Origin of the sequence: Eubacterium sp. AF16-48 (assembly GCF_003479405.1) — a bacterium.
Taxonomy (GTDB): Bacteria; Bacillota; Clostridia; order Lachnospirales; family Lachnospiraceae; genus Eubacterium_G; species Eubacterium_G segne.
In genome coordinates this window covers 8,835-34,062 of the sequence record NZ_QUHB01000017.1, presented here as the reverse complement: position 1 = coordinate 34,062, position 25,228 = coordinate 8,835, and the positions used below count along the sequence as shown (strand labels likewise).

The window sequence follows — 25,228 nt, the reverse complement described above, 5'->3', positions numbered from 1 at the left end:
AAGAAAAATATGGGGTGAAAATTGTTTGGTTATTCCTGAATATACATTTGCTGTTAGGATGGATACAACAATTTTGGAATTGTCTCAAGAGCATACGGAATATGAATGGGTTGATTACAATACCGCATTAAAAAGACTTAGGTATGATAGTAATAAAACTGCGTTATGGGAATTAGATAGTAAAATTAAATTAGGAACATTAAATTAAGAATATTTATATTATGATTTATTTACAACAAAATTGTAGTGCGTTATAGTTATAAGCTTGTCATAAGCTCCAGATTTTGAAATATAGGCTGAAAATTAGGGCTATTGGCAAATAGTAAATGACGAAGAATCTAATAAGCCAACTTGTATTATTCTTTGCACTGATAAAGATTCAGTGGTTGCGGAATATGCTTTAGAAGGATTAGTAAGTAATATTTTGCATCAAAATATATTTATTATATTACCAATAAAGAACAACTCATAACGGAGATCAAAAAAGTGATAAATCAGTGGAGTAAAAATAAAAGATACAAAAGAAAAATGGAAGAAATGAGATTAAAAGAAATACGTAAAAACGAAAGAAAATCACATATAGAAATATATTCTAATGCCGAACTATATAAAGAGGGTAGTTGGCTAATAAGACCAATAAAAACAGTAGTAGATTTGATACCTCTGTTTGATAAATACGAAGAAATTAATGTCTTGGATTTAGGTTGTGGAGTAGGAAGAAATTGCATATGTATTGCTCGACATTATTATGATAGGTTGTGTAAAATAGATTGTGTGGATATACTGGATTTAGCTATCGAAAAACTTTATGCTAATGCTGATGAATATGGTGTTACATCAAATATATGTGGAATAGTTAAATCGATTGATGATTATCAAATTAAAGAAAGAAATTATGATTTAGTAATGGCGGTATCATCTTTGGAACACGTAGATTCAAAAGAAACCTTTGTTAATAAATTGCGAGAAATAGAACATGGCATCCGCAAAAATGGCATTGTATGTTTAGTTGTAAATTCTAATATAAAAGAGTTTGACAAGAAAACAGGAAATGAAATGCTTCCACAATTTGAAGTATGCTTACCTACAGAAGAAATGCAAAGGATTTTTGAAAAAGCTTTTAGTGAATGGACAGTATTAAAATCTACTGTGGTGGATTAGCAATATGATATTCCGAAAGATAGTGGAATATGTGAATTGAAAACAAGTGTAGTTACTTTTGTAGCAAAAAAAAGGATAGAGATAAAATGGTTAAGGCACTATTGCAGAAAAAAATCAGTATCAAGAAGTGGTAAAGGAGAATAATACATATGGAGAATAAACTAATAAACACTGGTCAAAATAGTATTATGGATAATTTTATTGAGACAGATGATATATTAAAAGACATGCGACAGATTATTGAATCCTCACAGAAAGCTGCACATCAGGCAGTTAATATGACTCTTGTGCAGAGAAATTGGATGATGGGCTATCGAATCGCCAGTGAGGAATTGCATGGTGAAAAGCGGGCAGAGTATGGAACAAAGATAATAAAGAAATTATCTCAGGAATTATCAACAGAGTATTGAAAAGGTTTTACAAAAACAAATCTATACAATTTTTATTCATTTTATAAAACTTATCCAGAGATTTTCCACTCAGCGAGTGGAAAATCTCAACCGATATTATCATGGACACATTATCGCATTTTATTACAAGTAAAAGATGAAAAGGCACGTGAATGGTATGAGAAAGAAGCGCTTCAACAAGCATGGAGTGTTAGAACATTACAACGTAATGTTTCTTCACAGTACTATTACCGTATGCTTCAGACTCAAAAGAAGGATCTTGTAGAAAATGAAATGAATGAACTAACCAAGGAATATCAGAATGATAAGTTAGAATTTATAAAAATCCGGTTATTGCAGAATTTTTAGGTATGGCTTTAAATACAGATTTTACTGAGAGTGATTTAGAAAATAGTATTTTGTCAAATTTACAGAAGTTTTTGATGGAATTAGGGAAAGGGTATGCTTTTGTGGCAAGACAGCAACATATTCATACAGAAAAGCAGGATTATTATATTGATCTTGTTTTCTATAACTATATTCTCAAATGTTTTGTACTAATAGATTTGAAAACGCAGAAAATTACACATCAGGATGTAGGTCAGATGGATATGTATATTCGGATGTATGACGAACTTAAACGTAGTGAAGGAGACAATCCTACAATTGGAATTGTACTCTGTTCTGATACAGATGAGGATATTGCAAAGTATTCTATTCTTCATGGTAATGAACAGCTTTTTGCATCAAAATATAAGTTATACTTACCAACAGAGGAAGAATTAAGAGCAGAGATTGAAAATCAGAAAACAATGTTTTATTTGCAACAACAGGAAAATGACGAGTAGTTTTTATTAAAGTATAGAAATACTAATGAGTTACTACATTTTGCATATGTATATTTGGAAAGGTTATTATCAGGTTGGGACCCCGTGTCCCAACCATTTTTTTTTATTATTTCTAAAAAATAAACCATAGTAGATGTATTTTTCTACAAAAATAGATCACCCTAGAATTCGACATTGCAATATTAATAGAGTAAAATATAGCCATAAAGATTTAATAACAAACAAAAAGTTTAGCAGAATAAACTTTAACTTTGCGACATTATGTCGGGAAGTGCATTTTGTAAAACTATTATTTTCACATTCCTACTGTGAAAATAAAAAAATTTTAGCAGTTACAGTTTTATGAATAAAAAAATCTTTATGTTAAACTAATTAGGTCAGACCTGGGAAAGACAATTTAATAACAATAAAAAACGCCAAGAAGTAATCTACAGAAAAAGTAGGTTTTACTCTTGGCGTTTGTTGTTATCAGGGTATTGTAAGATAATATAGTTTATATCGAATAATAGGGAAGAAATTAGGATAAACATTAAGAAGCGTAATTATTTAAATACGCATAGTGTATATGCTGTCTTTTATGTATAATAGATATATTGACGAAGATGTAAAACTTAAGGAATACAAAAATTGTTCCGTTTTGATAACTGTTTTTAATAATAGTCATGAATAAAAATAAATATATTATAAAAAGAGGAAAAAAGAATGAATCACTATGTGTTAGAAGTATGCGTGGATTCTGTAGAATCAGCTATTGCGGCAACTAATGGAGGGGCAACTAGAATTGAATTATGTTCAAATATTATTATAGGAGGAACAACGCCTGATTTAGAGTTATTTAAAATAATAAGAAATAAAATTCAAATTCCAATAAATGTTATGATAAGACCAAGATTTGGAGATTTTTGCTATACAGAATCAGAATTTGAGATAATGTGCAGACAAAGTGAAAAATTTGCAAGAGAAGGAGCAAATGCCATTGTTATAGGTTGTCTTAATCCTGATGGAAGTTTGAATGAGGCATATATGAAGGAAATTATGAATATGGCAACAGGATGCAGAGTTACTCTTCATAGAGCATATGATATGTGCAAAAATCCATTTGAAGCATTTGAGACCGCTAGAAAATTAGGTGTAGATACAATATTGACTTCAGGACAAAAAAATAGTTGTATTGAAGGTGTAAAGTTAATTAAAAAACTAGTTGAAAGATCAAGTGATATAGAGATTTTAGTTGGTGCAGGTGTAAATTCAGATAATATTAAGGAAATAGCTAAAATAACCGGGGCAAAAAGCTTTCATATGACAGGTAAGGTTGTAGAAAACAGCAAAATGGAATATCGAAATGATGATGTTAATATGGGAATTCCCGGGTTAAGTGAATATGAAATTTATAGAACAGACGAAAAAAATATAAGAAAAACAGCTGAAATATTAAAATTATTAAAATAATGCTTAATATAATTATACAAATAATTTGGACATAGTTTAAATAATTAAATTGTAGAAAAATAATAAATTTATTGTTGCATGATTTAATAATAAGTGATAAAACAGAGCTTGTAAAAAGTAATAGTTAGTTGCGTAGAAAGGGATACATTACAATAAAGTGTCTTGATTACAGAGAACCGAGGTAGCTGAGAATCGGAAGAAAAGAATTGTTGTAACATCACCCTGGAGCATCTCTCCCAAAACTTTTTATAGTGAGTAGGCAGAGACGTAGTCTTCACGTTACAGAAGAAGCTGTTGGATGTGACAGTGATGAGTGGTTTTAATTAGTAATAATTATTTCAAACAAAGTGGTACCACGAAATTGATATTTTCGCCTTTGTTGTCGTAAGACAATGAAGGCTTTTTCTTTTGTAATAAAAGAATAAACTATCTAAATAATAACAAAAGAGAGGTAATACAAATGAATGGAATCTTAATGATGGTAATTGCGATTGTAGTACTTGGAGGAGCGTATCTTCTTTATGGTCGTTATCTTCAAAACAAATGGGGCATTGACCCTAATGCAAAAACTCCGGCATATGAATTACAGGATGGAGTTGATTATGTACCGGCTGATACAAATGTAGTATTTGGACATCAGTTTGCATCAATAGCAGGTGCGGGTCCTATTAATGGACCTATTCAGGCAGCAGTTTTTGGCTGGCTTCCTGTTTTATTATGGTTGCTTGTAGGTGGTGTGTTCTTCGGAGCTGTTCAAGATTTTGCATCAATGTATGCATCAGTTAAGAACAAAGGTCGTACAATTGGTTACATAATTGAAGAATATATTGGAAAATTAGGAAAGAAATTATTCTTACTTTTCTGTTGGTTATTTTGTATTTTAGTAGTTGCAGCATTTGCAGATGTTGTAGCCGGAACATTTAACGGATTTACAGTACCTGAAGTTGCAGGACAGGCAGTAGAAAAAATCTCAGCAAATGGTGCAGTAGCAATGACTTCAATTTTATTTATTTTTGAAGCAGTAGCACTTGGAATGATTTTAAAATATGCAAAATTAAATAAATGGGTAAATACAGTAATAGCAATTGCAATGTTAGTAGCAGCAGTTGTAATTGGTTTAAACTTCCCTGTTTATTTAACAAGAGAAACATGGCATCTTTTTATATTCGCTTATATATTTATTGCCAGTGTAGTTCCTGTATGGGCATTATTGCAGCCTAGAGATTATTTAAACAGTTATTTATTAATTTTTATGATTGTAGGTGCAGTTGTAGGTATATTTGTTTCAAATCCTTCATGTAACTTACAGGCATTTACAAGTTTCAACGTAGATGGACAGTATATGTTCCCAATTTTATTTGTAACAATAGCATGTGGTGCCGTATCAGGTTTCCATTCACTTGTTTCATCAGGAACAGCTTCAAAGCAAATTAAAAATGAAAAGAATATGTTACCTGTATCATTTGGTGCAATGCTTATGGAAAGTATGCTTGGTGTAATCGCATTAATCGCAGTTGCTTCATTTGCAAAAGGAGAAGCAGCAGCACAGGGCTTAACAACACAGCCACAGATTTTTGCAGGTGCAATTGCAAACTTCTTATCAGCAGTTGGTTTACCACATAATTTAGTATTTACATTAATTAACCTTGCTGTTTCAGCTTTTGCTTTAACATCACTTGACTCAGTTGCAAGAATTGGTCGTCTTTCATTCCAGGAATTCTTCTTAGATGAAGGAGTAACTGATGATAATATGACACCATTCCAGAAGGTAGTAACAAATAAGTATTTTGCTACAGTTATTACATTAGTTCTTGCATTCTTACTTGCAAAAGTTGGTTATGCAGAAATTTGGCCATTATTTGGTTCAGCAAACCAGTTGTTATCAGTACTTGCTTTAGTAGCTTGTGCAGTATTCTTAAAGAAAACAAAACGTCAGGGTTGGATGTTATGGGTACCAATGTTCTTCATGATGGCAGTTACATTTACAGCCCTTGGAATGACAATTTACAAATTAAGTGGAGCATTTGCTACAACAGGATTATCACTTGGAAATACATTACAGTTAATCTTTGCAGTATTACTTTTAATCCTTGGTGTAATTGTTGCCGTACAGGGTGTAAAGAAGTTATTTGAAAAAAATGAAGAAAAAGAAGTTGCATAAAATGAGACGTAAGTAAGTTATAAAGACTGTCATATTAAAATGATAGAAAATCATTGTTAATATGACAGTCTTTTTTTACAGCACCTTATTTTTTTGAAAAGGAGATTTGCGTGAAAGAATATATAGTGGGATTAGGACTAGGAATTATTTTGATTAATATTATATACACAAACATTGTTTTGTGGGAAAGAAATTAATAGATGAATGATAAGAAATTCAAGTTAATGCTATCTGCCATAACTATGACGACAACAATTTTAAAGGTTGTAGTACAGCATAGAAATCAGGTAAAAAGGGAGAAAGGCAAATAGATGGTAAAAACATATTGGACGAAAAAACAAAATATACAATTATTAAATGATTGTAAAACATATAATATTCCTTTAACAGTAGAAGAAGAAATAAAAAGAGTATTGAATGTATTAGATTTGAATTACGGAATCGAAAGAAGCTTAGAAGAAGATGGAGGATGCGTTTTCCTATTGATATCTGATGAAGAGAAGGAACATAGCAAAATAATGAAAAAATATTTTGTAGACAAAGAGGATTGTGAGTTTAAAGATATATTAGTTGAAAACAAGGGCGAACAGTGGATTCCTGAACTATATATTTCAGCTACAGAATATAGCATTACTATTGTGCACCAAAGGGGGAGAAAAGAAAAAATGTTTAATTGATATTTAACACACGGATAAGTATAATATAAATATAGAACAAAAGTCGTAGACTTATTTGGAAAGAGGTGTTAAAGTGCAAATAGATGAATTAAAAAAGTATATTTCAGAAAACGCTATTCGATGGTCTGCACATTGTTTGGAGAGGATGCAGGAAAGAGACATTTCAAGAGCAGATGTTAAAAAATGTGTTTTGGAAGGTGAAATAATTGAAGATTATCCAGATGATTTTCCACATCCTAGTTGTTTAATTTTTGGATATACTATAAATGATAAAATAATACATGTTGTTGCTGGAAGTGATGGAAAATATATTTATATTATTACAGCATACTTTCCAAATACAATCAAGTTTGAAAAAGATTTAAAGACAAGGAGGAAATAGATATGTGTATGTTTTGCAAATGTGATACAGTTAAACAAAGTACTACAACTCATGTTGTTAATTACAAAAATAGTATCATTGTAATTAAAAATGTTCCTTGTGAAGAATGTGAGCAGTGTGGAGAAAAGTATTATACAGACGAAGTAGCTGAACAGTTAGAAAAGATGGTTAATTTAGCAAAGCAAATGATGCAGGAAATTGCAGTGTTAGATTATTCAAAGGTAGCATAAAAAGATAAAGCAGAAAGAGGAGTGGCTGTAGTAAGCCTATGATATGTAGCAGCTCAGGCAGCTATCGCTAACAAGTAATTAATATACTGGTAAGTGATATAATTATAAGAAATTACCCCTGCATACATGGTGTGCAGGGGGTTTTGCAAAAAAGCATGTTGGTTATCTAAAAAGGAAAGTATTTCATATGAAAACTAAAATTATATTATAGTAATTTACAAAGGTGAGAAAGATGAAAGTGCTACTGGGAACAACTAATCCGTCAAAGGTAAAGAGGTTTTCTAAATTGTTAGAAAATTATAATATAGAATTTATAACATTAAAAGATTTAGAAATAAAAGATGAACCGGATGAGACAGGAAAAACGCCGGAAGAAAATGCAATATGCAAAGCAAGATATTATGGCAAATATTTTGATAGGGTGATTTGTAATGATTCAGGATTATATTTTGAGGAACTAAGTTTAGAAGATGAGAGACAACCGGGATTAAATGTCAGAACTCCAATGGGAATGAGCAGATTATCAGATGAAGAAATGATTGAGTATTATTCAAACCTTATAGCGGAGCTTGGCGGAAAGGTGTCTGCCTATTATCTGGACGGTATAGCTGTATATAACAATGGTATGATTTCGTCATTTATGGATAGAGAGTCAGCAAAAAATATAGGCGCTTTTTATATGATAGATAAAGCGTCCTCTAAAAGATTTGAGGGATGGCCACTTGATTCTCTGTCGGTTAGTAGAGAAACAGGAAGATATTTTGTTGATGGCAGTGATACTGAAAGTAAGGAAAATATAATATATGGTGAGTATGAAAAGAGAATAGTAGGATTTTTGAAGGAAGCCTTGGGGATTAAATAGGAGAAAAATATCATGACACTACAGGAATTTATAACCAAATTTAATATAAATCTAAATAAACAACAGTTAGAAGCAGTGCAGAGCGTCGAAAAGCCTACACTGCTTTTAGCTGTACCCGGAAGTGGAAAGACTACAGTTTTTGCATAAAACTAAATTGTGTTACATTTATATGGGGAGCAAGAGGACACTTCTTCTGGAATGGTAATAAACGAACCGGTTTATTGCTTGAAAATAAGATTTTGATTTCTTCAGGTGCAGGTATTATGACTATTATGGATAAATATATTGAACAGTTTAATTCGCTATTGCTGTAGTATTATAATATTGGAAGAAGCGAAGAACTACAGATGTTGTTAGATTATTTTGATGGCAGATAACCTGAAAGTCAGCTACCACATTCTCTTTTGACGGAAAAGATGCAGGAAAGATAGTTTTATCAGGACATTACGCTGAAACGGATGTAAAGAATGCAATAGATGGAAAAGAAGTTAATTGAAAACAACAGTGCATATGTTATACTGAAAAAGTGGAAAAATAAGAGATAATACAAAGGGGTATGAACATGAACAACATCAAAATATTTAAAACAATAAAATATGCACTTGGAATTTTATCGATATGTACATTGATGAGCATAGCTACATTTTCTACTCAGACAAAGGCTGAGGTTTCAGGAGAGAAGGTTACAACATCCGTAGAAGCAGTAACAACTAAGCCATCTGAAAGTACAAAAACTACAGAGACAACTAAGCTCGCAGAAACTACAAAGCCACAGGAAACTACCAAAGCATCAAATATTAAAAAGTCAACTTTGAATCCAGTCAAGTCTAAGGTTATTTTGCTTGATCCGGGACATTGCAAGAAGCATATAGGTGCAAGGGGCAATGGATTAAAAGAAGAGGATGTTAATTTGGACATTGGCAAGGTTTGTAGAAATTACTTAAATAAATATTCAGATGTAACTGTTTATATGACAAGAACTAATAGCAAGTGCGTTAAAAAACTTAAGCTAGGCGATTGCCTTACAGCAAGAAATCATTTGGCAAAAAGGTTAAGTGCAGATGCAAAGGGCATTATTAATTATTACAAGCTTAGTGCAAAAAACACCGAAGGTGATTTTCAGATAATTTCAGGCAAGACATATTTTGTTGACAAGGAAGGAAATAAAATAGCAGGCTGGGTAAAAAAAGACGGAAAGTGGTATCACTTTAACAACAAAACAGCCGTTATGAATAAAGGTTTCTTTAAAGAAGCAGGAAACAAATTTTATCTGAATCCGAAGACTGGAGAAATGACAAGCGGTTGGTTTACTATTAGTGGTAAAAGTTATTTGGCAAAAGGTAACGGAGTTGTAGTAACTAATCAGATTTACACAGACGGAGTGAAAAGTTATTTCTTCAAGAAAAGTGGAAAAAGAAAAAACGGCTGGGTAACATACAAAAATGCTAAATACTATTTTTCAAAGACAAAAGGCATGCTTAAAGGCAAACAGAAAATCAAAGGAAAAAGATATACTTTTAGTAAGAAAACAGGAAAGCTTAAAAAGAAGAAATAAGTATATAATTGTTGTAAAGGAGAAGAATTTTGAACAAAAATATATTTTTAGCACCGGGAACACACGTTGTAGGAAATGTTGAAATAGGCAACAATGTTGGGATTTGGTACAATGCGGTAGTTCGTGGTGATATGGAAGGAATAACAATAGGCGATAATTCTAATGTGCAGGACAATTGCACATTGCACACAGGTAATGGCTTTGCGTTAACCATTGGCAATGGGGTAACAATAGGTCATAACGCCATAGTTCATGGTTGTACAGTTGGCGACAATACAGTTATTGGAATGGGAAGCATTCTTCTGAATGGAGCAAAAGTAGGCAAGAATTGCATTATTGGTGCCGGTGCTTTAGTAACGGGAAAAATGGAAATCCCTGACAATTCAATGGCATTTGGTAATCCTGCTAAAGTTATCCGAAATCTTACCGAAGCAGAAATAGAAGACAATAGAGAGAATGCAGAAGAATATGTGAAATTAATGATGCAGGAGGTAAAGTAGAATGCTAGTAACAATAAGAACAATCTTAGGCATTATATGCTTGGTACTTTGCATGTTGGATATTTGTTTTTTAATAAAAATTAGAAGGACAATGAAAATGGAATCATTAACCAAAGAAGATATTTTATTAAAAGATAGTTTAACATATAAAGAGTTGATGAAATCACTTAAGCTGTTTGGTGCAATAGCAATATTGGCGTTTGTGGTAATAATTCTTAGCTGGTTTTAGAGGTGGATTTTTGGATGAAAGTTACGACTTTGTGTTACATAGAAAAAGATGAAAAATATTTAATGTTACATAGAACTAAAAAAGAAAATGACATTAATAAGGATAAGTGGATTGGCGTAGGCGGTCACGCAGAAGGAAATGAAAGCCCTGAGGAATGTCTTTTAAGAGAAGTAAAAGAGGAGACAGGCTTGGAATTGTTGGCGTATAAGTTTAGAGGTTTGCTAACTTTTGTAAGTGATGACTGTGAGCCTGAAATGATGTGCCTTTTTACATCGGACGATTTTCGTGGAGAGATTATTACCTGCGACGAGGGAGAATTGGAATGGGTAAGCAAGACGGAAGTGCCTAAACTTCCAACATGGGAAGGGGATGCTATTTTTCTAAAGTTGTTGCTTGATAATGAAGAAAGATTTTTTACATTAAAGCTTGTTTATGAAAATGAAAAATTGGTTGAAAAGGCAGTGCAAATCTATTAAAAAATCATAAAATATTCGAGAAATACTTCTAAAAAATATTTATGATAAAATAAAGATGAAAACGTTTCAATTGTCACAACCACGAAAAAAGAAAATCCATATTGATTTCTCCCGAAACAATAGTACAATCAAGTTATAAGTGTATGAACAGGAGGACAAGATCATGAAAGGAAATTTAAAAAAATCTTTATCAATCTTTGGAGCATTGTTTTTTGCTTTTACAGCAGGATTTTTGCTTAGCAATGTCAATGTTTACGCAGCAACTAACCAGACACTTGAACTGAACAAGGATTATTATTTTGACTTGAATGGAGATGGGCAGGCGGAGAAGATTAAGTACACAACTCAGGTTAATAAAGATGATAATGACTTCTTTAATAGTGTAAGTTTGTTTATAAATGATAAGAATGTTTACACTAAGAAGTTAACAGACACTTGGGCTAAGTATACGGTTCTTGATATTGACAGTAGTGATAATACTTTGGAATTGAATTTGCAGATTGGAGGCTATTCGGATGTTATGGATTACAGTTCATTTCAGAGATGGAATGGTGCGTCAATTGTAGAATTTGATAACGATAAAAACAAGGCTTTGAATTATACAAGAGAGTATTCTTTTAGCAATGTAAAAGGCAACGGCAGATTTAATATTGTGGTAGATACACCATATTCATTGCCAATTGGCTGTTTTTATGCTAACATTCCATTGAAATTACAGAATAACAAGATTATAACAACTACAGGAACATATAATCTTGTAGGAAGTTCAAAGAAGTATAAGTATAAGGCTAAGAGTAATATTAAGGTTTACAAAAAAGCATCAAAGAAGTCAAAGGTGAAATTTACAGTCAAAAAAGGTGACAAGATTAAAATCATAAAAATTAAACCAATGAAGAATGTGGCAAAACGTCCACAGGGCAAGTACGGAGAGGAAAAGCCAATTAATGCTTATGCTTATGTAAAAACAAAATCAGGAAAGAAAGGTTGGATTTACCTAAGTAAAAAGAAATCAAGCTGGGGCAGGAAGATGTTGTTTAAAAAAGTTCCGGGCTGGGGTTGATAAAGATTGATTATGAGCAAAAGAGAAGATATTTTTGAAAAGTTAGATAATTTAATAGAACAGAATCAGTTTGAACTTGTGTCAGATAAGGTAGATGATAACAGGCTTAAAGTTATTTATCTTATGAATGATGCGGTTGAAAGTTTTATTGTATTTGAAAATGCAAGAATTACAGGAGAATATATAAAGGACTATCAGGGAGAGATTAATACATCCCTGATAGTTCAAAAAAATGACAGTACAGGAAATGGTGAATATGTTTTGGTTGTGCATCAGAAAGATTCGGTGTGTACTGTATTTTTTGAGGATGTTAGTTTTGAAGTTAATTTGTATAATTACGGAAGAACTGCACATTTTTGGATTGAAGGTTATGAATATTTAAGACAGCTTGAATACAAAATTTCAATTCTCAGAGATAAACTTGATTATTTGGGAGAAAAGTATTGTAATGATTTGGAGAAAGAGCTGGCTAATCTTACAGATTTTCCACCGCTTAATTATTGCTTTTATCCTTCGGTGCCTGAGAAGTATCTTGTGCCAAGGGACAATCCGTGGGAGCCAACAGACAAGACAATCAGTGTTATGCTTAAGGTGGCAAGAGAGCAGCAGGACAAAATGCTTTATCAGGTTCTTGTTTTATATAAGCAGTTTAAGAACAGAAAGCTTGCAAAAGTTATAGCAACTATGTTACATAGAAAGTCTCACAGAAAAGTTGTGGAAAGTCTTATGGAAAAAATGACAGAAGCAACAAAGAATTATCCAACAAGAAAGTTTGGAAAAGCTGCAGACAATGAGCATAAGAAGATTTTGACAAGGGCAAAGCAACTTCAGAACAAGTTAAAACACAAAAAGATAAAGTCAGAGATATTCGTGGAAGAGCCTTTTGTTGTGGCAACTGATTCCATAGAATACAAAGTGTATCTTATGATATGGAAGAAAAGCCTGATAAACACAAAAGTAGAAATACAGGAAATAAAATAAAGTAAAATAAGAAACAGAAGTATTAAACAATTATTGTATTGCAAATACATAACATAATAAAAAGACAGAAGACTTACAGAATAATTATAGTATCAACGTTGGAAAGCAGATAAAATTGTCTCCAATTATTTTGCCATATGATGCTACAACCACAAAATTATTATGGTCAAGTAGTAATAGTAAATACGCAGTTGTGGATTCAAATGGTAATGTTTTTGCAAAGAAAGCAGGAGCTGGTAAGACAGTAACTATATTTGCAAAGACCACAGATGGCAGCAATATTACATCGTCAATAAAATTAAAAATAAATAGAATTTTAGTAAAAAAAATAACATTAAAGGCACCAAAGACTATAAAAGCAGGTAATAAAACAAAGATTAAAATAACTATAAATTCCGATGCTACTAACAAAACTGTAAAATGGTCTGTCAATAATAAAAAATATGCAAAGATTAGTTCAAAAGGAGTTTTAGTTACCAAAAAAGATTCCTTATCTCATAGAAAAACTATTATTTATAGATAATATACTATACATAAAAAGAACATCTTGATTATCAAATTTTATATAATTATTCAGAATCTTTGAAGAAACATATCTAATATCAATAACAGTAATCTTCCTATAACCATCTATTAATAGAGGAACTAAACTACTGCCATAAGAATCACGAAAAACAATTAATTCTTTATTACTATTTGAAGTAGGATTAACAATATCTATAATAGAAGATGCTCCTGATAAATATATATCATATTTATCTAATGATTTTATTTTATCATAATCATATATTTTTGTATATTTTTTAGTTTCATAATTATACACACTACTATTATCAATAGATGGATTAGATATAGTTTTTATAGTATCAATATCTTTAGTTACTGATAGTCTACCAGCATAACTACCCTTAAAAGTAGTAATTGTATTTTCAACATTGTTATTAGTTATATCAAAATTCATTTGATTAGCAATAGTATTTGCGACATTAAATAAATCTTCTTGTTTCCAATGAGTGTCTGTCTTATAATAATTATTAAGTGTTAATTTATCAAATATATTTATATAATTAAGATTTGTTAAATTATTTTTCATCATATCTTGTAATTTATTATAATCAAGTTTTAAATTACCTTTATTAACAAAGTAATTTTTATCAGGAATAATAGTATAATATATATTACTATTATTATTCAAATATGTATTTTTTATATAATTAATCTTATTTGTTAAATTTTTAATAGAATTAGTATTTAAAGGAAATATTTCTTCAACAATATAATCATCATACATATATAAATTGTTGTATTCACCTTTAGTAGATAATTCTATATCTATTTTAATTTTTCTAAAAGTATCTCTTTTGATAAATTGATCCGTAACATAGGAATCAAATTTCTTAAAATATGTACCATCAAACAAGCTTTTAGTAGTTAATTCTGGCATGGTAGCAAGTTTTCTTCTCTCTGCTATAGAAATATCAGTATCTTTTATTGTAACATTAATCAAAAATAACGAAATTATAGTAAAAAGAAATACTAAAGTTACAACTATATCTTTAGTTTTATCGTTCATGTATAACCTCCTTAAAATCTAAAGTATAAAAATGGATTATATGAATTATCTATCAGATAAGAAGTAACAACAAATAATATTATAACTATTAAAATTGGTTCTAAAATATTAATTATGTTATTTAGATATTTATTTTTTCTTAATTTATCTATTAATGTTTTAATAAAAGGAGTAGCCCCAAATATAGCAATAATTAATATTGGTAAATAACTCTTTAAATAATGAAGTGTATAATCATTAATAAAAACCTCTCCATTCATACCAAATAACCCTTTAATATTAATCAAAGCCTCTGACATATTGTCAGAATTAAATATAACAAATAATATCATAACAATAAATAATACATATATTCTTCTTATAAAAGAAGGTAATTTTTCCATAAATTTATTAAGGAATATTTTTTCTATTATAAGAAGAATTCCAAACAATAATCCCCATATTAAAAAAGTCCAATTAGCACCATGCCATATTCCAGTTAATAACCATACTATTAAAATATTTCTTATTTGTTTATATTTACCATCTCTATTGCCTCCAAGTGGAATATAAACATAATCTTTGAACCATGTACTAAGAGAGATGTGCCATCTTCTCCAAAACTCAGTTATACTTTTTGATATATATGGGTAATTAAAGTTTTCAGGAAAATGAAATCCAAATATTCTTCCAAGACCAATAGCCATATCACTATAAGCTGAAAAATCAAAATACAACTGTAGCATATAACTTATACCAAATATCCAATAAAATATTACGGTTGTTTCATTTAGAGCAAAAGCTTTAGTGCAAAGTTCTCCCAAAGCATTAGCTATTAATACTTTTTTAGCAAGTCCAATAGAAAATCTTCTAATACCATATGAAAAATTATTAAAACTATGTACTCTATCATCTAATTCTTTTTCTACTGTCTGATATCTAACAATAGGTCCTGCGACTAACTGTGGAAATAAAGACACATAAGTTGCTAAATTTATAATGTTTTTTTGAACTTTAACTTTACCATTATATACATCAATAAGATAACTCATAATTTGAAATGTATAAAATGATATTCCTATTGGTAATGCAATATTTAATAATTTAATATTAGCATTAGATATATCATTAATTGATTGTATGATAAAATCAGTATATTTAAATATTATTAATAAAAATATATGTATAATTAAAGTTGTTATTAATATATTTTCACTTTGATTTTTATATTTATCAATTAAAATAGCACCTATATAAGCAATAATAATTTCTGCAATCATTAAAAAAACATATTTAGGTTCTCCGTAAAGATAAAATAATAAAGATGCAATTAATAAAATAATATTTTTATATTTTTTAGGTGTTATAAAATATATAATTATTAATGCTGGTAAAAAATAATATAAAAAACTAATACTACTAAATAACATCTTATCCTCCTTTAAAAAGGCACCTTAAAAGGTTCTTCATTATTTTTCTTCGTCATTTGATTTTTCTAATTCTTTTCCAATATTATTATTTACATATTTCTTAAAATCATTATATACTGCTTTAGCAACATCTTTATCAGCCATTACAGAAAATATTACATTACCACTATTTGTGATATATAATTGTTCTGCAGAAACACAAATCCAACGTCTCATATCAATATTATCTAACATCTCTTGTTTAATTTTTTCTACATCAGCATTGTCTTTAACCTTAACAATAGCAACTGAATAAGCTTGTGCTGTTATCAATGGTTCTGATACAACAATTGATTCGATTCCATCATTTGTTTTTAATCCAGTATAACTAGTAACTTCATCAATATTCTTTATATCTACTTTCATAGTTTCAAGTTCGGGTAAAACATTTTTGTTATTTTTATTTATAGTATTAATAACGTCATTAATGTCATTAATGGCTTTTGGTGTTTCAACATTACCTTTGTTACCACTACCTTTGTTACCACTACCTGATACTAGTATGAATATTATAAATGAGATAGCTGCTAATAATATCAAACCTATTATAAAAAATTTTTTTTGTTTCATTTCTTTTTCCTCCTATTATCAAAATTCTATCACATTTTTACTAGAATTTCCAGAAAAAGTATTAGGTTTTACAAATATAGAAACTGTACTTAAATACATTTTTGAATTATCTGTAGAAGAGAAGATTATTTTGGTGTTGGATGAGTACCCATATATAAGGGAATCAGTTAGTGGTATGGACAGTATATTGCAGGCATTAATTGACAAGTATAGAGATAAATCTAAATTATCGCTGATAATATTAGGTTCGTATGTTGATGTAATGAGGTCACTTTTAGAACATTCAAATCCTTTATATGGACGAGTTGATTTGACGATTAACTTGCGACAGATGGATTACTATGAGTCTTCATTGTTTTATCCTAAATATTCAGAAGAGGATAGAGTAAGAATTTATTCTGTGTTTGGAGGTATACCATATTATAACAGATTAGTGGACGATTCTAAGAGTGTAAAAGAGAACATTATTGAACTTATTGCTTCGCCGGGAGCAAGATTGGAAAATGAAGTATCAATGTATTTAAATTCTGAAATTTCAAAAATAGTAAATGTAAATGAAGTTTTTGAAGCGTTAGCAAAAGGGTATCACAAATATAGTGACATATTATCACAATCTCATGTCTCTAGCGGACCAACGCTCGTGGACGTGCTTGACAAATTAATGAAGATGGAAGTGGTTATAAAAACAAGTCCCATAAATGATGAAAACAATAAAAGAAAGACAGGATATTATATTTCTGATAATCTTTCGTTATTTTATTACAAGTATATCTTTAAATACTCATCTCAGATGAATATTATGGATTCCAATGTATTTTATAAAAAATATATAGAAAAAGATTTTGAAGAACAGTATGTTCCCCATATGTTTGAGTCGATATGTCGCCAGTATCTGATTAGAAAAAACAGAAAGGGAGAGATTGAGCCGGTTATTGAGAAGATAGGAAAATATTACTATGACAATCCTAAAGAACATAACAATGGTGAATTTGATGTTGTAACTGAAGATGAAAAAGGATATGTTTTTTATGAAGTTAAATTCAAAAATAAACCAATTACAGATGAAATAATAGATAAGGAAATAAAGCAGGTAGAGGCTGCGGGATTAAATTGCTACAAATATGTATTTATTTCTAAATCCGGATTTAAAAACAAAAATAGAAGCAATGTAGAGTTGATAGAATTAAAGGAGTTATATTAAGTTTGTTGCACAGAAACATATGAGTTATAAAAGACACATGCAAGCTGTTCAAATGTGATATAGTAAAAGAGAAGGGGATATTACAATGTCAAAATTTAAAGATAAATTTCATTTATTGCCAGAACAGAATTTGTTCTTGGCAAAGAAGAAACTAGATGAAAATATATATTGCGGAATGAAAATGAAGAAGTTAAAGCAATTTTTGTATGACAATGCAATTTTGGGCTTAACTGTTTAAATATATTAAGCATAAACTACCTGCTTTCTGGTGCGAAGGTTGGTAGTTTTTAATCCAAAAAACACAATAAAAATCTGATTATCCGCTAAAATACAGTATCTATCAGCATTTTCAAGGAAACAAACTCATCAATTTACTACTTATTTACTACCAACGAATGAGCCTTGATACGCAAGTTTTCCTAGATATGCAAAGATATGGTACAGCACATCAGTATTGAAACAAGAAAAAATTGAATATTTCATAGACTATGGAACGCCTAAAATGACGTTCCTTTTCTATTTTCAGCCGTTCTTATTGGACGGCTATTTTATTACCCAAAATGAAAGGAGCATTAGATTTATGAAAAAGATATTAAAACGATTGTGTACGGGCTTCTTAGCTCTTGCAACTGTCGTTACTGCTTTACCGACTACACCCGTTCATGCAGAAAGCAAGCAATACTGGACGGAAAGTGCAGAGCGTGTCGGTATCATTGAAAAAGTAATGAATGACGGTTCTATTGGTTCTACATTCAATGAGGGCATGATGAAAGTTGAGGGCGAAACTGCCTATTGTATCGACATCAATACAGATTTTAAGAATGGCTACAAGACCAGAGCTGACGCAAGCTCACGCATGAGTGCCGACCAGATTTCAGATGTGGCGTTATCCTTAGAATATGTCAAACAGTATGGCGAAGCCCACAAGGAACTGAACTACAAACAAGTTTATCTATTGGAACAATGTGTAGTCTGGCAGAGATTGAGCGTACATCTCGGCTGGCAATGTGATAACGTGCGAGCTTCTTATGATGAAATTCCAAAGGCAACGCAGGACGAAGTTTTCTCTGGTGCAAGAGCCTTTGTCAAAGAAAATAAAGGACGCTATGAATGTGGAGGTTATATCTACTCTGGCGAGGGACAGGAATTAGGGCAATTCTGGGCGAAGTTGAATGTCGGAAATGCTACACTTCAAAAGACTTCCAGTAATACCGGCATTACAGACGGTAACGAAAATTACTCTATTGCTGGTGCAACATACGGTGTCTTTGCTGATAAGGACTGCACAAAACAGCTTGCCACCCTTACGACTGATAAAAACGGAAATACAGATGTTGTAGAGGTAAAAGCAGGCACAATCTATATCAAGGAATTATCCGCACCAGCAGGATATAAGGTAGATAAAACTGTATATTCCTTAAAGGTTGAAGCTGGAAAGACAGCGACTTTGAAAGTATCTGATACGCCAAAAGTAACGGACACTTTGATTGAGCTTTTCAAGATTGACATGGAAACACAGAAAAACAATCCGCAAGGGAACGCTTCTCTAGCAGGCGCGGAATTTACATGGAAGTATTATGCTGGCTTCTATAATAAAGACAATCTCCCTGCCGAAGCTACTCGTACATGGGTTACAAAGACAATCGCTGAAACAGACAGCGACGGGACAGCCCACTACATTACAAAATTAGCGGACGCATACAAGGTATCTGGCGACAGCTTCTATATGCAGGACAGCAAAGCGGTTCTTCCACTTGGGACGCTAACCGTAGAAGAAACAAAAGCTCCAAACGGCTACTTGTTAGAGGGTGCATATATGCAGGCTGGCGATAAGTCCGAACAGATAAAAGGCTTATATGTAACACAGATTACCGAGGACGGCGACCTTGCCGTATTATCTGGAAGTAACCAGTTTTCCGTATCAGACAAGGTTATCCGTGGCGGTGTCAAAATTCAGAAACGAGATTTAGAAACGGGCGATACCAAACCACAAGGAAGTGCCACTTTGAAAGATACTGCCTTTGACATCATTTCCTTAAATGATAATGCGGTATTGGTTGAGGGCAAGCTCTACAAGAAAAATGAAGTCGTAAAGACTATTCATACAAACCTTGAGGGTGTCGCTTCCACTTCTGCTGACCTTTTACCTTATGGAAATTTCAGTATCGCTGAAAGTGAAGCTCCAAACGGATATTTGACAGACGGTGCAAAACCGATTGATTTTGCAATCACAGAAAACGGAAAAATCGTGGACTTAATCGACGAAGCCCATTCTATCTATAATCAGATTAAGCGTGGCGATATTGAGGGCGTAAAAATCGGTGCAGGCACACACAAGCGTCTTGCTGATGTTCCCTTTAGGATCACAAGCAAGACGACGGGCGAAAATCATGTGGTGGTAACTGATGATAACGGGCAATTCTCCACTTCTGCTGACTGGGCTTCTCACAAGCACAATACTAACGCAGGCAAGACCAGCGAGGACGGTGTGTGGTTTGGAACTTCTGAACCAGACGACAGCAAAGGTGCATTGCCTTATGATACCTACATCATTGAAGAAATGCGTTGCAACAGTAACAAAGGCTTTGAACTTATCCCACCTTTTGAAATCGTGGTATCAAGAAATAATCTTGTGATTGATTTAGGGACTTTGACTGATGAATACGAAAAAGAAATCTCTATCCATACCACAGCAACCAGCAAGGACGGCGAAAAGACTATCCTTGCAGGAAAAGAGGTTACGATTGTTGATACTGTCAAATTAGACGGACTTACAAAAGGCACAAAATACCAGCTCAAAGGTTGGCAGATGTTAAAGGAAGAAAACGCCGAGCTTATCATTGACGGGAAACGTGTAGAAAACGATTATACCTTTGTCGCTGATGATGAAGAAATGAAAGTGGAAATTTCCTATACATTCAACGCGTCTGCTTTAGGTGGCAAGAACCTTGTTACCTTTGAGGAATTGTATGATTTAAGCAATCCAGACGAACCCGTAAAAGTTGCGGAACACAAGGACATTGAGGACGACGGGCAGACGGTACTTATCACAGAGCGTATCATCAAAATTCATACGACTGCTACCGATAAGGACGGCAATAAAGAGCTTAAAGCAGGAAAAGACGTTACAATCATTGATACCGTAACCTTAGAGGGCTTAGAAGTCGGTACACAGTACAAACTTGTGGGCTGGCAGATGTTGAAAGAAGAAAATGCAGAGTTTCTTATCAATGGAAAACGTGTGGAAAGTGATTACACCTTTACTGCTGACAGCGAAAACATGAAAGTGGAAGTTGTCTTTACCTTTGACGCTACTTCCCTTGACGGAAAACAGCTTGTAACTTTTGAGGAATTATACGATTTAAGCAATCCAGACGAGCCGAAGAAAGTTACCGAGCATAAGGATATTGAGGACGAGGGACAGACGATTACTTTTAAGGAAAAGCCAGAAGAACCAGAGAAACCCGAAACACCACCGACACCGGAAAAGCCTAACAGACCTAGCGACAGTCCAAAAACGGGCGACAGTACAAATGTAATGGCATTTATCGTGATGTTGCTTGCGTCTGCTGGTGGACTGGCTGGAACATATCTTTACAAACTCCGTAAAATGAAAAAATCATAAGGCGGTAACGGTATGATGAAAGAAAAATCACGTTCTCCGCCGAAGCGGTCAAACGGCAGATTTTTGCTTATTCTGGCTTGTCTGCCAACAACCTGCAAGAACACGGATAGTCAAGGGTGCGTAAGCATTGATTTTACCCTTTACTATCTGTGGGATTGCTGGTACTTCCCAAACCGCTAGAATAAGAAATCACAATCAATTAACTTATCAATTATCAAAATAGAAAGAAACGAGGTAAAACAATATGGAAATGAAATATGTCGTGCCAGATATGGCACAGTCTTTTGGAACTCTTGAATTTGCAGGGGAAAGCGAGCCTATCTTTGAAAGAGATAAAAACAATCGCAAGGTCATAGCCAGACGAAGCTATAACCTTTATTCTGACATACAGAAAGGCGAAAATGTTGTGGTGGAAATTCCTGTGCAGGCTGGCGAAAAGCATTTCAAGTATGAGCAGAAAGTAAAACTTGTCAATCCGAAGTTATACGGCAGAGGTTACGCAATCGGGGATATGGGACATACCGATTATGTATTAGTTGCTGATGATATTGTAGCAGTTGAAGAAAAGTAAAGGAGTGGAAAATTTATGAGATTATCAAACGGGTTTGTTATTGACAAAGAGAAAACATTTGGAGAATTAAAATTTACAGCGGTACGTGATGTGTTCTTGCAGAATGAGGACGGGACACCGAGTACCCAGCTTAAAAAGCGTATCTATGATTTGAAGTGCAGTCTGCATGGTGGAATTATCCCCGTGTCCGTACCGCCAGAAGTACCGTTAAGGGAATTTCCTTACAATGCAGTTGTGGAGCTTGTCAATCCAGTAGCCGATACGGTATCAAGAAAAACCTATACGGGTGCAGATGTGGACTGGTATGTAAAGGCAGAGGATATTGTATTGAAGAATAAAAGCAACCAGAACGCAGGCAATACACAGAACCATACACCGCAGGGACAACCGAAAAAATAGACTTGCTGAATAGATTTTCGTTGTAGAGGATATACGGAACTGTTATAATATGGGTATGAAGAAAGCGACAAATTAAAATTTTTAGGGAGTGAGAATAGTATATGGACAGTTGGTTTACCGTCGAACAAATAGACCAAGATACATTCGTCATCAGCGAATACAAACACTGGGAAGAAACACATTGTTATCTATTGTGTGGGACAAAAAGAGCCATTCTGATTGATACAGGTTTAGGTGTTTCCAACATCAGAGAGGTTATTGATGGATTGACGAAACTGCCCGTTACAGTAATCACTACTCATGTTCATTGGGATCATATCGGTGGACATAAATATTTTCGGTCTATTGCAGTTCATGAAGCAGAAAAAGAATGGCTATCGGTCAAATTCCCTATACCTTTGCAAGTGGTAAAAAACAATATTATGTGCAATCCATGTGATTTCCCCTCGGATTTTAAGGTAGAGAAATATCAGATTTTTCAAGGGGTTCCGCAAATGATTTTACATGATGAAGATTGTATTGACTTAGGGAACAGAAAGTTGGTAGTTATTCACACGCCCGGTCATTCTCCCGGACATTGTTGTTTCTATGAAGCGGATAGAAAATATCTGTATTCCGGCGATTTGATATATAGCGGTTGCCTTGATGCTTTTTATCCATCAACAAACCCACAAGAATTTTGGAAGTCTGTTAGAAAAATTCAATCTTTAAAGATAAGTCGAATTTTGCCAGGACATCATCATTTATCTATTCCAGTTACTATAATTGACAAGATAGAGACAGCTTTTCACAACTTGTCAAATGAAGGGAAATTAAAACAAGGGAATGGTATATTCAGCTATGAGGGGTTTCAAATCCATATCTGAAATGCAATCTTAGTTTTACAATTTTATATCCCTACACACAAAGCAGTTAGTCTTAGGATTGACTGCTTTTTTCATACCCAGAAAGGAGTGATTGATTTATGCGTATGATTTGGAACAAAGGACACCGTATCAGAGCCAGCGACAAGCACCTTGTTTATCATTTTTCCATAGAGACGCTTCTGTTTGTGTTCGTGGCAGTTCTCCTGCTACTGAATAGCAAACAGCTCATGCGTACCGACTGGGAGCATTTCAGCTTGTTAGAAAACGGCTTGACGCTTTCCCCTTACAACTTCATAACCATATTGATAGCGACTGGTGTTTGTGCATTGGTCGCTTTTGGGTATTACCGCTTCTGTTACGACAGTTTCAAGAAGCTACTGCACCGTCAAAAGCTGGCAAGAATGATACTGGAAAATAAGTGGTATGAAGCCGATACCGTACAAGACAGCGGTTTTTTTACTGACCTGCAAAGCAGATCAAGGGAAAAAATCGTCTGGTTTCCAAAGATTTATTATCAAATGGAAAAAGGACTTCTTCATATCCGCTGTGAAATTACGCTGGGAAAATATCAAGACCAGCTTTTACGGTTGGAGGATAAGTTGGAAAGTGGCTTGTATTGTGAGCTGACAGACAAGACCCTGCATGACGGTTATATCGAATATACCCTACTTTATGATATGATAGCGAACCGCATTACCATTGATGAAGTACGGGCAGAGAACGGCTGTCTTAGACTGATGAAAAATCTTGTCTGGGAATATGACGCACTTCCACACGCCCTTATCGCTGGTGGAACGGGTGGCGGTAAAACTTATTTTCTGCTGACGCTCATTGAAGCCCTACTGCATACCAACGCTGTCCTTTACATCTTAGACCCGAAAAATGCGGACTTAGCAGACTTAGGAACAGTCATGGGAAATGTGTATCATACCAAAGAAGAAATGATTGATTGTGTCAATGCCTTTTATGAGGGCATGGTACAACGAAGCGAGGAAATGAAGCGACACCCGAACTATAAGACGGGCGAAAACTACGCCTATCTGGGACTGCCACCCTGCTTTCTTATCTTTGATGAATATGTGGCGTTTTTTGAAATGCTGGGGACAAAAGAAAGCGTGAGCTTACTTAGCCAGCTAAAGAAAATCGTTATGTTAGGGCGACAAGCAGGTTATTTCCTTATTGTCGCCTGCCAGCGCCCAGACGCAAAGTATTTCTCGGACGGGATAAGGGATAACTTTAATTTCCGTGTGGGATTGGGGCGTATCAGCGAATTAGGCTACGGTATGCTGTTCGGTTCAGATGTGAAAAAGCAGTTTTTCCAGAAGCGTATCAAGGGGCGTGGCTATTGTGATGTGGGAACAAGTGTTATCAGTGAGTTTTACACGCCTTTAGTCCCGAAAGGACATGATTTTTTGCAGACTATCGGCTCTCTTGCACAAGCAAGGCAGGACGGGACGGCGACGTGCGAAGCGAAAGGCGACGGCACGGACTAGCTGTTGCTGGTGTGGCGTAAGCCACGCCAGCAGGTAAAACCCCTCGGTATCTAACAGAGGGGTACGTTTGCAAATAGACAATAGACAAAAAACATAGGAAACATAAGGCTTCTGGCATGGTTTTCTAGCAAAAATCGGCTGTGAAGTCGCCTTAAAAAACTTCACACTTTACAGATTGGGGGTATGGTTCTGAATGAAGAACAACGGATAAAAGAATTACGGGAGAAACGGATTGCTTACGGTATCTCACAAGGCAGGCTGGCGGTGGCTTCTGGTATCACAAGGGAATATTTCAACAAGATAGAAAGTGGAAAAATGAAGCCGTCAAAGGAACTTCTGGAAACTCTGCATAAGGAACTGGCAAGGTTCAATCCAGAAGTACCGCTTACCATGCTGTTTGATTATGTGAAAATTCGTTTTCCCACGCTGGATATACAGCACATCATCAAAGATATATTAAAACTGAATATCAATTATATGCTCCATGAAGATTACGGACATTACAGTTATACGGAGCATTAT

26 protein-coding genes, 3 pseudogenes and 1 other annotated feature are annotated in these 25,228 nt (G+C 33.4%); of the genes and pseudogenes, 26 read left to right on the top strand and 3 right to left on the bottom strand.

Translation table 11 applies throughout. The annotated features are described in order from the left end of the window. The 18 genes and pseudogenes from DWW68_RS12820 to DWW68_RS12740 all read left to right on the top strand — a co-directional run. Positions 1-208, top strand: a pseudogene (locus tag DWW68_RS12820) (hypothetical protein); the annotation flags it as partial. A gap of 278 nt (positions 209-486) precedes the next feature. Further along, positions 487-1,161: a class I SAM-dependent methyltransferase gene (locus DWW68_RS13630; RefSeq protein WP_118590220.1), complete on the top strand. Its 675-nt coding sequence runs from the start codon at positions 487-489 to the stop codon at positions 1,159-1,161. A 149-nt stretch (positions 1,162-1,310) separates the two neighbouring features. Then, a pseudogene (locus DWW68_RS13920) lies at positions 1,311-1,919 on the top strand (DUF1016 N-terminal domain-containing protein). 2 nt (positions 1,920-1,921) lie between these two features. Then, entirely contained in the window at positions 1,922-2,398 is a 477-nt protein-coding gene (locus DWW68_RS13915; RefSeq protein ID WP_347497919.1) for a PDDEXK nuclease domain-containing protein, read from the top strand. 702 nt (positions 2,399-3,100) lie between these two features. Next, entirely contained in the window at positions 3,101-3,847 is a 747-nt protein-coding gene (locus tag DWW68_RS12805; RefSeq protein WP_021952038.1) for a copper homeostasis protein CutC, read from the top strand. Positions 3,848-3,971: 124 nt separating this feature from the next. Then, positions 3,972-4,228: a binding site (T-box leader), on the top strand. A gap of 79 nt (positions 4,229-4,307) precedes the next feature. Then, positions 4,308-6,008 carry a carbon starvation CstA family protein gene (locus DWW68_RS12800; RefSeq protein ID WP_021952039.1) on the top strand — a complete coding sequence of 567 codons (1,701 nt, stop codon included), beginning with the start codon at positions 4,308-4,310 and terminating at the stop codon, positions 6,006-6,008. Positions 6,009-6,319: 311 nt separating this feature from the next. Further along, on the top strand, positions 6,320-6,685 hold the full coding sequence (locus DWW68_RS12795) for a hypothetical protein (protein ID WP_021952040.1): 366 nt from the start codon (positions 6,320-6,322) through the stop codon (positions 6,683-6,685). 73 nt (positions 6,686-6,758) lie between these two features. Continuing rightward, complete coding sequence (locus DWW68_RS12790; protein WP_118590222.1) at positions 6,759-7,067, top strand: DUF4258 domain-containing protein; 309 nt, start codon at positions 6,759-6,761, stop codon at positions 7,065-7,067. A gap of 2 nt (positions 7,068-7,069) precedes the next feature. Continuing rightward, a complete protein-coding gene (locus DWW68_RS12785; RefSeq protein WP_021952042.1) occupies positions 7,070-7,297 on the top strand; it encodes a type II toxin-antitoxin system MqsA family antitoxin in 228 nt (75 codons plus the stop codon). Positions 7,298-7,529: 232 nt separating this feature from the next. Further along, complete coding sequence (locus DWW68_RS12780) at positions 7,530-8,159, top strand: non-canonical purine NTP pyrophosphatase (protein ID WP_021952043.1); 630 nt, start codon at positions 7,530-7,532, stop codon at positions 8,157-8,159. A 12-nt stretch (positions 8,160-8,171) separates the two neighbouring features. After that, complete coding sequence (locus DWW68_RS12775; protein WP_021952044.1) at positions 8,172-8,306, top strand: UvrD-helicase domain-containing protein; 135 nt, start codon at positions 8,172-8,174, stop codon at positions 8,304-8,306. A gap of 415 nt (positions 8,307-8,721) precedes the next feature. After that, entirely contained in the window at positions 8,722-9,714 is a 993-nt protein-coding gene (locus tag DWW68_RS12770; protein ID WP_158576914.1) for an N-acetylmuramoyl-L-alanine amidase, read from the top strand. A gap of 29 nt (positions 9,715-9,743) precedes the next feature. Beyond that, entirely contained in the window at positions 9,744-10,214 is a 471-nt protein-coding gene (locus tag DWW68_RS12765; RefSeq protein ID WP_084812579.1) for a gamma carbonic anhydrase family protein, read from the top strand. A 97-nt stretch (positions 10,215-10,311) separates the two neighbouring features. Continuing rightward, positions 10,312-10,443 carry a hypothetical protein gene (locus DWW68_RS13860; protein WP_279220129.1) on the top strand — a complete coding sequence of 44 codons (132 nt, stop codon included), beginning with the start codon at positions 10,312-10,314 and terminating at the stop codon, positions 10,441-10,443. 14 nt (positions 10,444-10,457) lie between these two features. Continuing rightward, a complete protein-coding gene (locus DWW68_RS12755; protein ID WP_118590228.1) occupies positions 10,458-10,919 on the top strand; it encodes an 8-oxo-dGTP diphosphatase in 462 nt (153 codons plus the stop codon). 163 nt (positions 10,920-11,082) lie between these two features. After that, positions 11,083-11,979 (top strand): hypothetical protein, encoded by an 897-nt coding sequence (locus DWW68_RS12750; protein ID WP_118590230.1) that lies wholly within the window; start codon positions 11,083-11,085, stop codon positions 11,977-11,979. Between the two features lie 12 nt (positions 11,980-11,991). Then, a complete protein-coding gene (locus DWW68_RS12745; RefSeq protein WP_118590244.1) occupies positions 11,992-12,960 on the top strand; it encodes a DUF3878 family protein in 969 nt (322 codons plus the stop codon). Between the two features lie 88 nt (positions 12,961-13,048). After that, positions 13,049-13,483 (top strand): annotated as a pseudogene (locus DWW68_RS12740) (Ig-like domain-containing protein); the annotation flags it as partial. On the opposite strand, the gene DWW68_RS12735 reads toward DWW68_RS12740, so the two are convergent. Genes DWW68_RS12735 through DWW68_RS13790 form a run of 3 tightly spaced genes read right to left on the bottom strand, consistent with a single transcriptional unit; the run spans position 13,451 to position 16,551 of the window. Beyond that, entirely contained in the window at positions 13,451-14,533 is a 1,083-nt protein-coding gene (locus tag DWW68_RS12735) for a DHHW family protein (RefSeq protein WP_118590234.1), read from the bottom strand. The pseudogene DWW68_RS12740 and the gene DWW68_RS12735 sit on opposite strands and share 33 nt — an antisense overlap. An 11-nt stretch (positions 14,534-14,544) precedes the next feature. Beyond that, positions 14,545-15,942 carry an MBOAT family O-acyltransferase gene (locus DWW68_RS12730; protein ID WP_118590236.1) on the bottom strand — a complete coding sequence of 466 codons (1,398 nt, stop codon included), beginning with the start codon at positions 15,940-15,942 and terminating at the stop codon, positions 14,545-14,547. 39 nt (positions 15,943-15,981) lie between these two features. Further along, positions 15,982-16,551 (bottom strand): hypothetical protein, encoded by a 570-nt coding sequence (locus tag DWW68_RS13790; protein ID WP_021952055.1) that lies wholly within the window; start codon positions 16,549-16,551, stop codon positions 15,982-15,984. Positions 16,552-16,684: 133 nt separating this feature from the next. Here DWW68_RS13790 and DWW68_RS12720 point away from each other — a divergent pair, with 133 nt between their 5' ends. The 8 genes from DWW68_RS12720 to DWW68_RS12685 form a co-directional block, all read left to right on the top strand. Further along, positions 16,685-17,752, top strand: a complete 1,068-nt coding sequence (locus DWW68_RS12720; protein WP_243053113.1) for a DUF234 domain-containing protein — start codon at positions 16,685-16,687, stop codon at positions 17,750-17,752. Between the two features lie 85 nt (positions 17,753-17,837). Next, a complete protein-coding gene (locus DWW68_RS13530) occupies positions 17,838-17,990 on the top strand; it encodes a hypothetical protein (protein ID WP_158576910.1) in 153 nt (50 codons plus the stop codon). A gap of 342 nt (positions 17,991-18,332) precedes the next feature. Further along, positions 18,333-21,377: an SrtB-anchored collagen-binding adhesin gene (locus DWW68_RS12715; protein WP_118590240.1), complete on the top strand. Its 3,045-nt coding sequence runs from the start codon at positions 18,333-18,335 to the stop codon at positions 21,375-21,377. 244 nt (positions 21,378-21,621) lie between these two features. Continuing rightward, a complete protein-coding gene (locus DWW68_RS12705; protein WP_008687121.1) occupies positions 21,622-21,948 on the top strand; it encodes a YdcP family protein in 327 nt (108 codons plus the stop codon). A gap of 15 nt (positions 21,949-21,963) precedes the next feature. Beyond that, a complete protein-coding gene (locus DWW68_RS12700) occupies positions 21,964-22,347 on the top strand; it encodes a YdcP family protein (protein ID WP_008687119.1) in 384 nt (127 codons plus the stop codon). Between the two features lie 101 nt (positions 22,348-22,448). Beyond that, positions 22,449-23,213, top strand: a complete 765-nt coding sequence (locus DWW68_RS12695; RefSeq protein WP_008687118.1) for an MBL fold metallo-hydrolase — start codon at positions 22,449-22,451, stop codon at positions 23,211-23,213. A gap of 98 nt (positions 23,214-23,311) precedes the next feature. After that, on the top strand, positions 23,312-24,706 hold the full coding sequence (locus DWW68_RS12690) for an FtsK/SpoIIIE domain-containing protein (protein ID WP_008687115.1): 1,395 nt from the start codon (positions 23,312-23,314) through the stop codon (positions 24,704-24,706). Between the two features lie 183 nt (positions 24,707-24,889). Then, positions 24,890-25,228: helix-turn-helix domain-containing protein (locus DWW68_RS12685; protein ID WP_147365694.1), on the top strand; the 339-nt coding region annotated here is incomplete at its 3' end.

Coding starts and splice junctions, on each gene's coding strand:
- DWW68_RS13790 (WP_021952055.1), bottom strand. CDS start 16,551: ATGAAACAAAAAAAATTTTTTATAATAGGTTTGATATTATTAGCAGCT.
- DWW68_RS13530 (WP_158576910.1), top strand. CDS start 17,838: ATGTCAAAATTTAAAGATAAATTTCATTTATTGCCAGAACAGAATTTG.
- DWW68_RS12755 (WP_118590228.1), top strand. CDS start 10,458: ATGAAAGTTACGACTTTGTGTTACATAGAAAAAGATGAAAAATATTTA.
- DWW68_RS12715 (WP_118590240.1), top strand. CDS start 18,333: ATGAAAAAGATATTAAAACGATTGTGTACGGGCTTCTTAGCTCTTGCA.
- DWW68_RS12730 (WP_118590236.1), bottom strand. CDS start 15,942: ATGTTATTTAGTAGTATTAGTTTTTTATATTATTTTTTACCAGCATTA.
- DWW68_RS12780 (WP_021952043.1), top strand. CDS start 7,530: ATGAAAGTGCTACTGGGAACAACTAATCCGTCAAAGGTAAAGAGGTTT.
- DWW68_RS12695 (WP_008687118.1), top strand. CDS start 22,449: ATGGACAGTTGGTTTACCGTCGAACAAATAGACCAAGATACATTCGTC.
- DWW68_RS12800 (WP_021952039.1), top strand. CDS start 4,308: ATGAATGGAATCTTAATGATGGTAATTGCGATTGTAGTACTTGGAGGA.
- DWW68_RS12735 (WP_118590234.1), bottom strand. CDS start 14,533: ATGAACGATAAAACTAAAGATATAGTTGTAACTTTAGTATTTCTTTTT.
- DWW68_RS12745 (WP_118590244.1), top strand. CDS start 11,992: ATGAGCAAAAGAGAAGATATTTTTGAAAAGTTAGATAATTTAATAGAA.
- DWW68_RS12750 (WP_118590230.1), top strand. CDS start 11,083: ATGAAAGGAAATTTAAAAAAATCTTTATCAATCTTTGGAGCATTGTTT.
- DWW68_RS12785 (WP_021952042.1), top strand. CDS start 7,070: ATGTGTATGTTTTGCAAATGTGATACAGTTAAACAAAGTACTACAACT.
- DWW68_RS12770 (WP_158576914.1), top strand. CDS start 8,722: ATGAACAACATCAAAATATTTAAAACAATAAAATATGCACTTGGAATT.
- DWW68_RS12775 (WP_021952044.1), top strand. CDS start 8,172: ATGACACTACAGGAATTTATAACCAAATTTAATATAAATCTAAATAAA.
- DWW68_RS12690 (WP_008687115.1), top strand. CDS start 23,312: ATGCGTATGATTTGGAACAAAGGACACCGTATCAGAGCCAGCGACAAG.
- DWW68_RS13860 (WP_279220129.1), top strand. CDS start 10,312: ATGGAATCATTAACCAAAGAAGATATTTTATTAAAAGATAGTTTAACA.
- DWW68_RS12795 (WP_021952040.1), top strand. CDS start 6,320: ATGGTAAAAACATATTGGACGAAAAAACAAAATATACAATTATTAAAT.
- DWW68_RS12805 (WP_021952038.1), top strand. CDS start 3,101: ATGAATCACTATGTGTTAGAAGTATGCGTGGATTCTGTAGAATCAGCT.
- DWW68_RS13915 (WP_347497919.1), top strand. CDS start 1,922: ATGGCTTTAAATACAGATTTTACTGAGAGTGATTTAGAAAATAGTATT.
- DWW68_RS12700 (WP_008687119.1), top strand. CDS start 21,964: ATGAGATTATCAAACGGGTTTGTTATTGACAAAGAGAAAACATTTGGA.
- DWW68_RS12705 (WP_008687121.1), top strand. CDS start 21,622: ATGGAAATGAAATATGTCGTGCCAGATATGGCACAGTCTTTTGGAACT.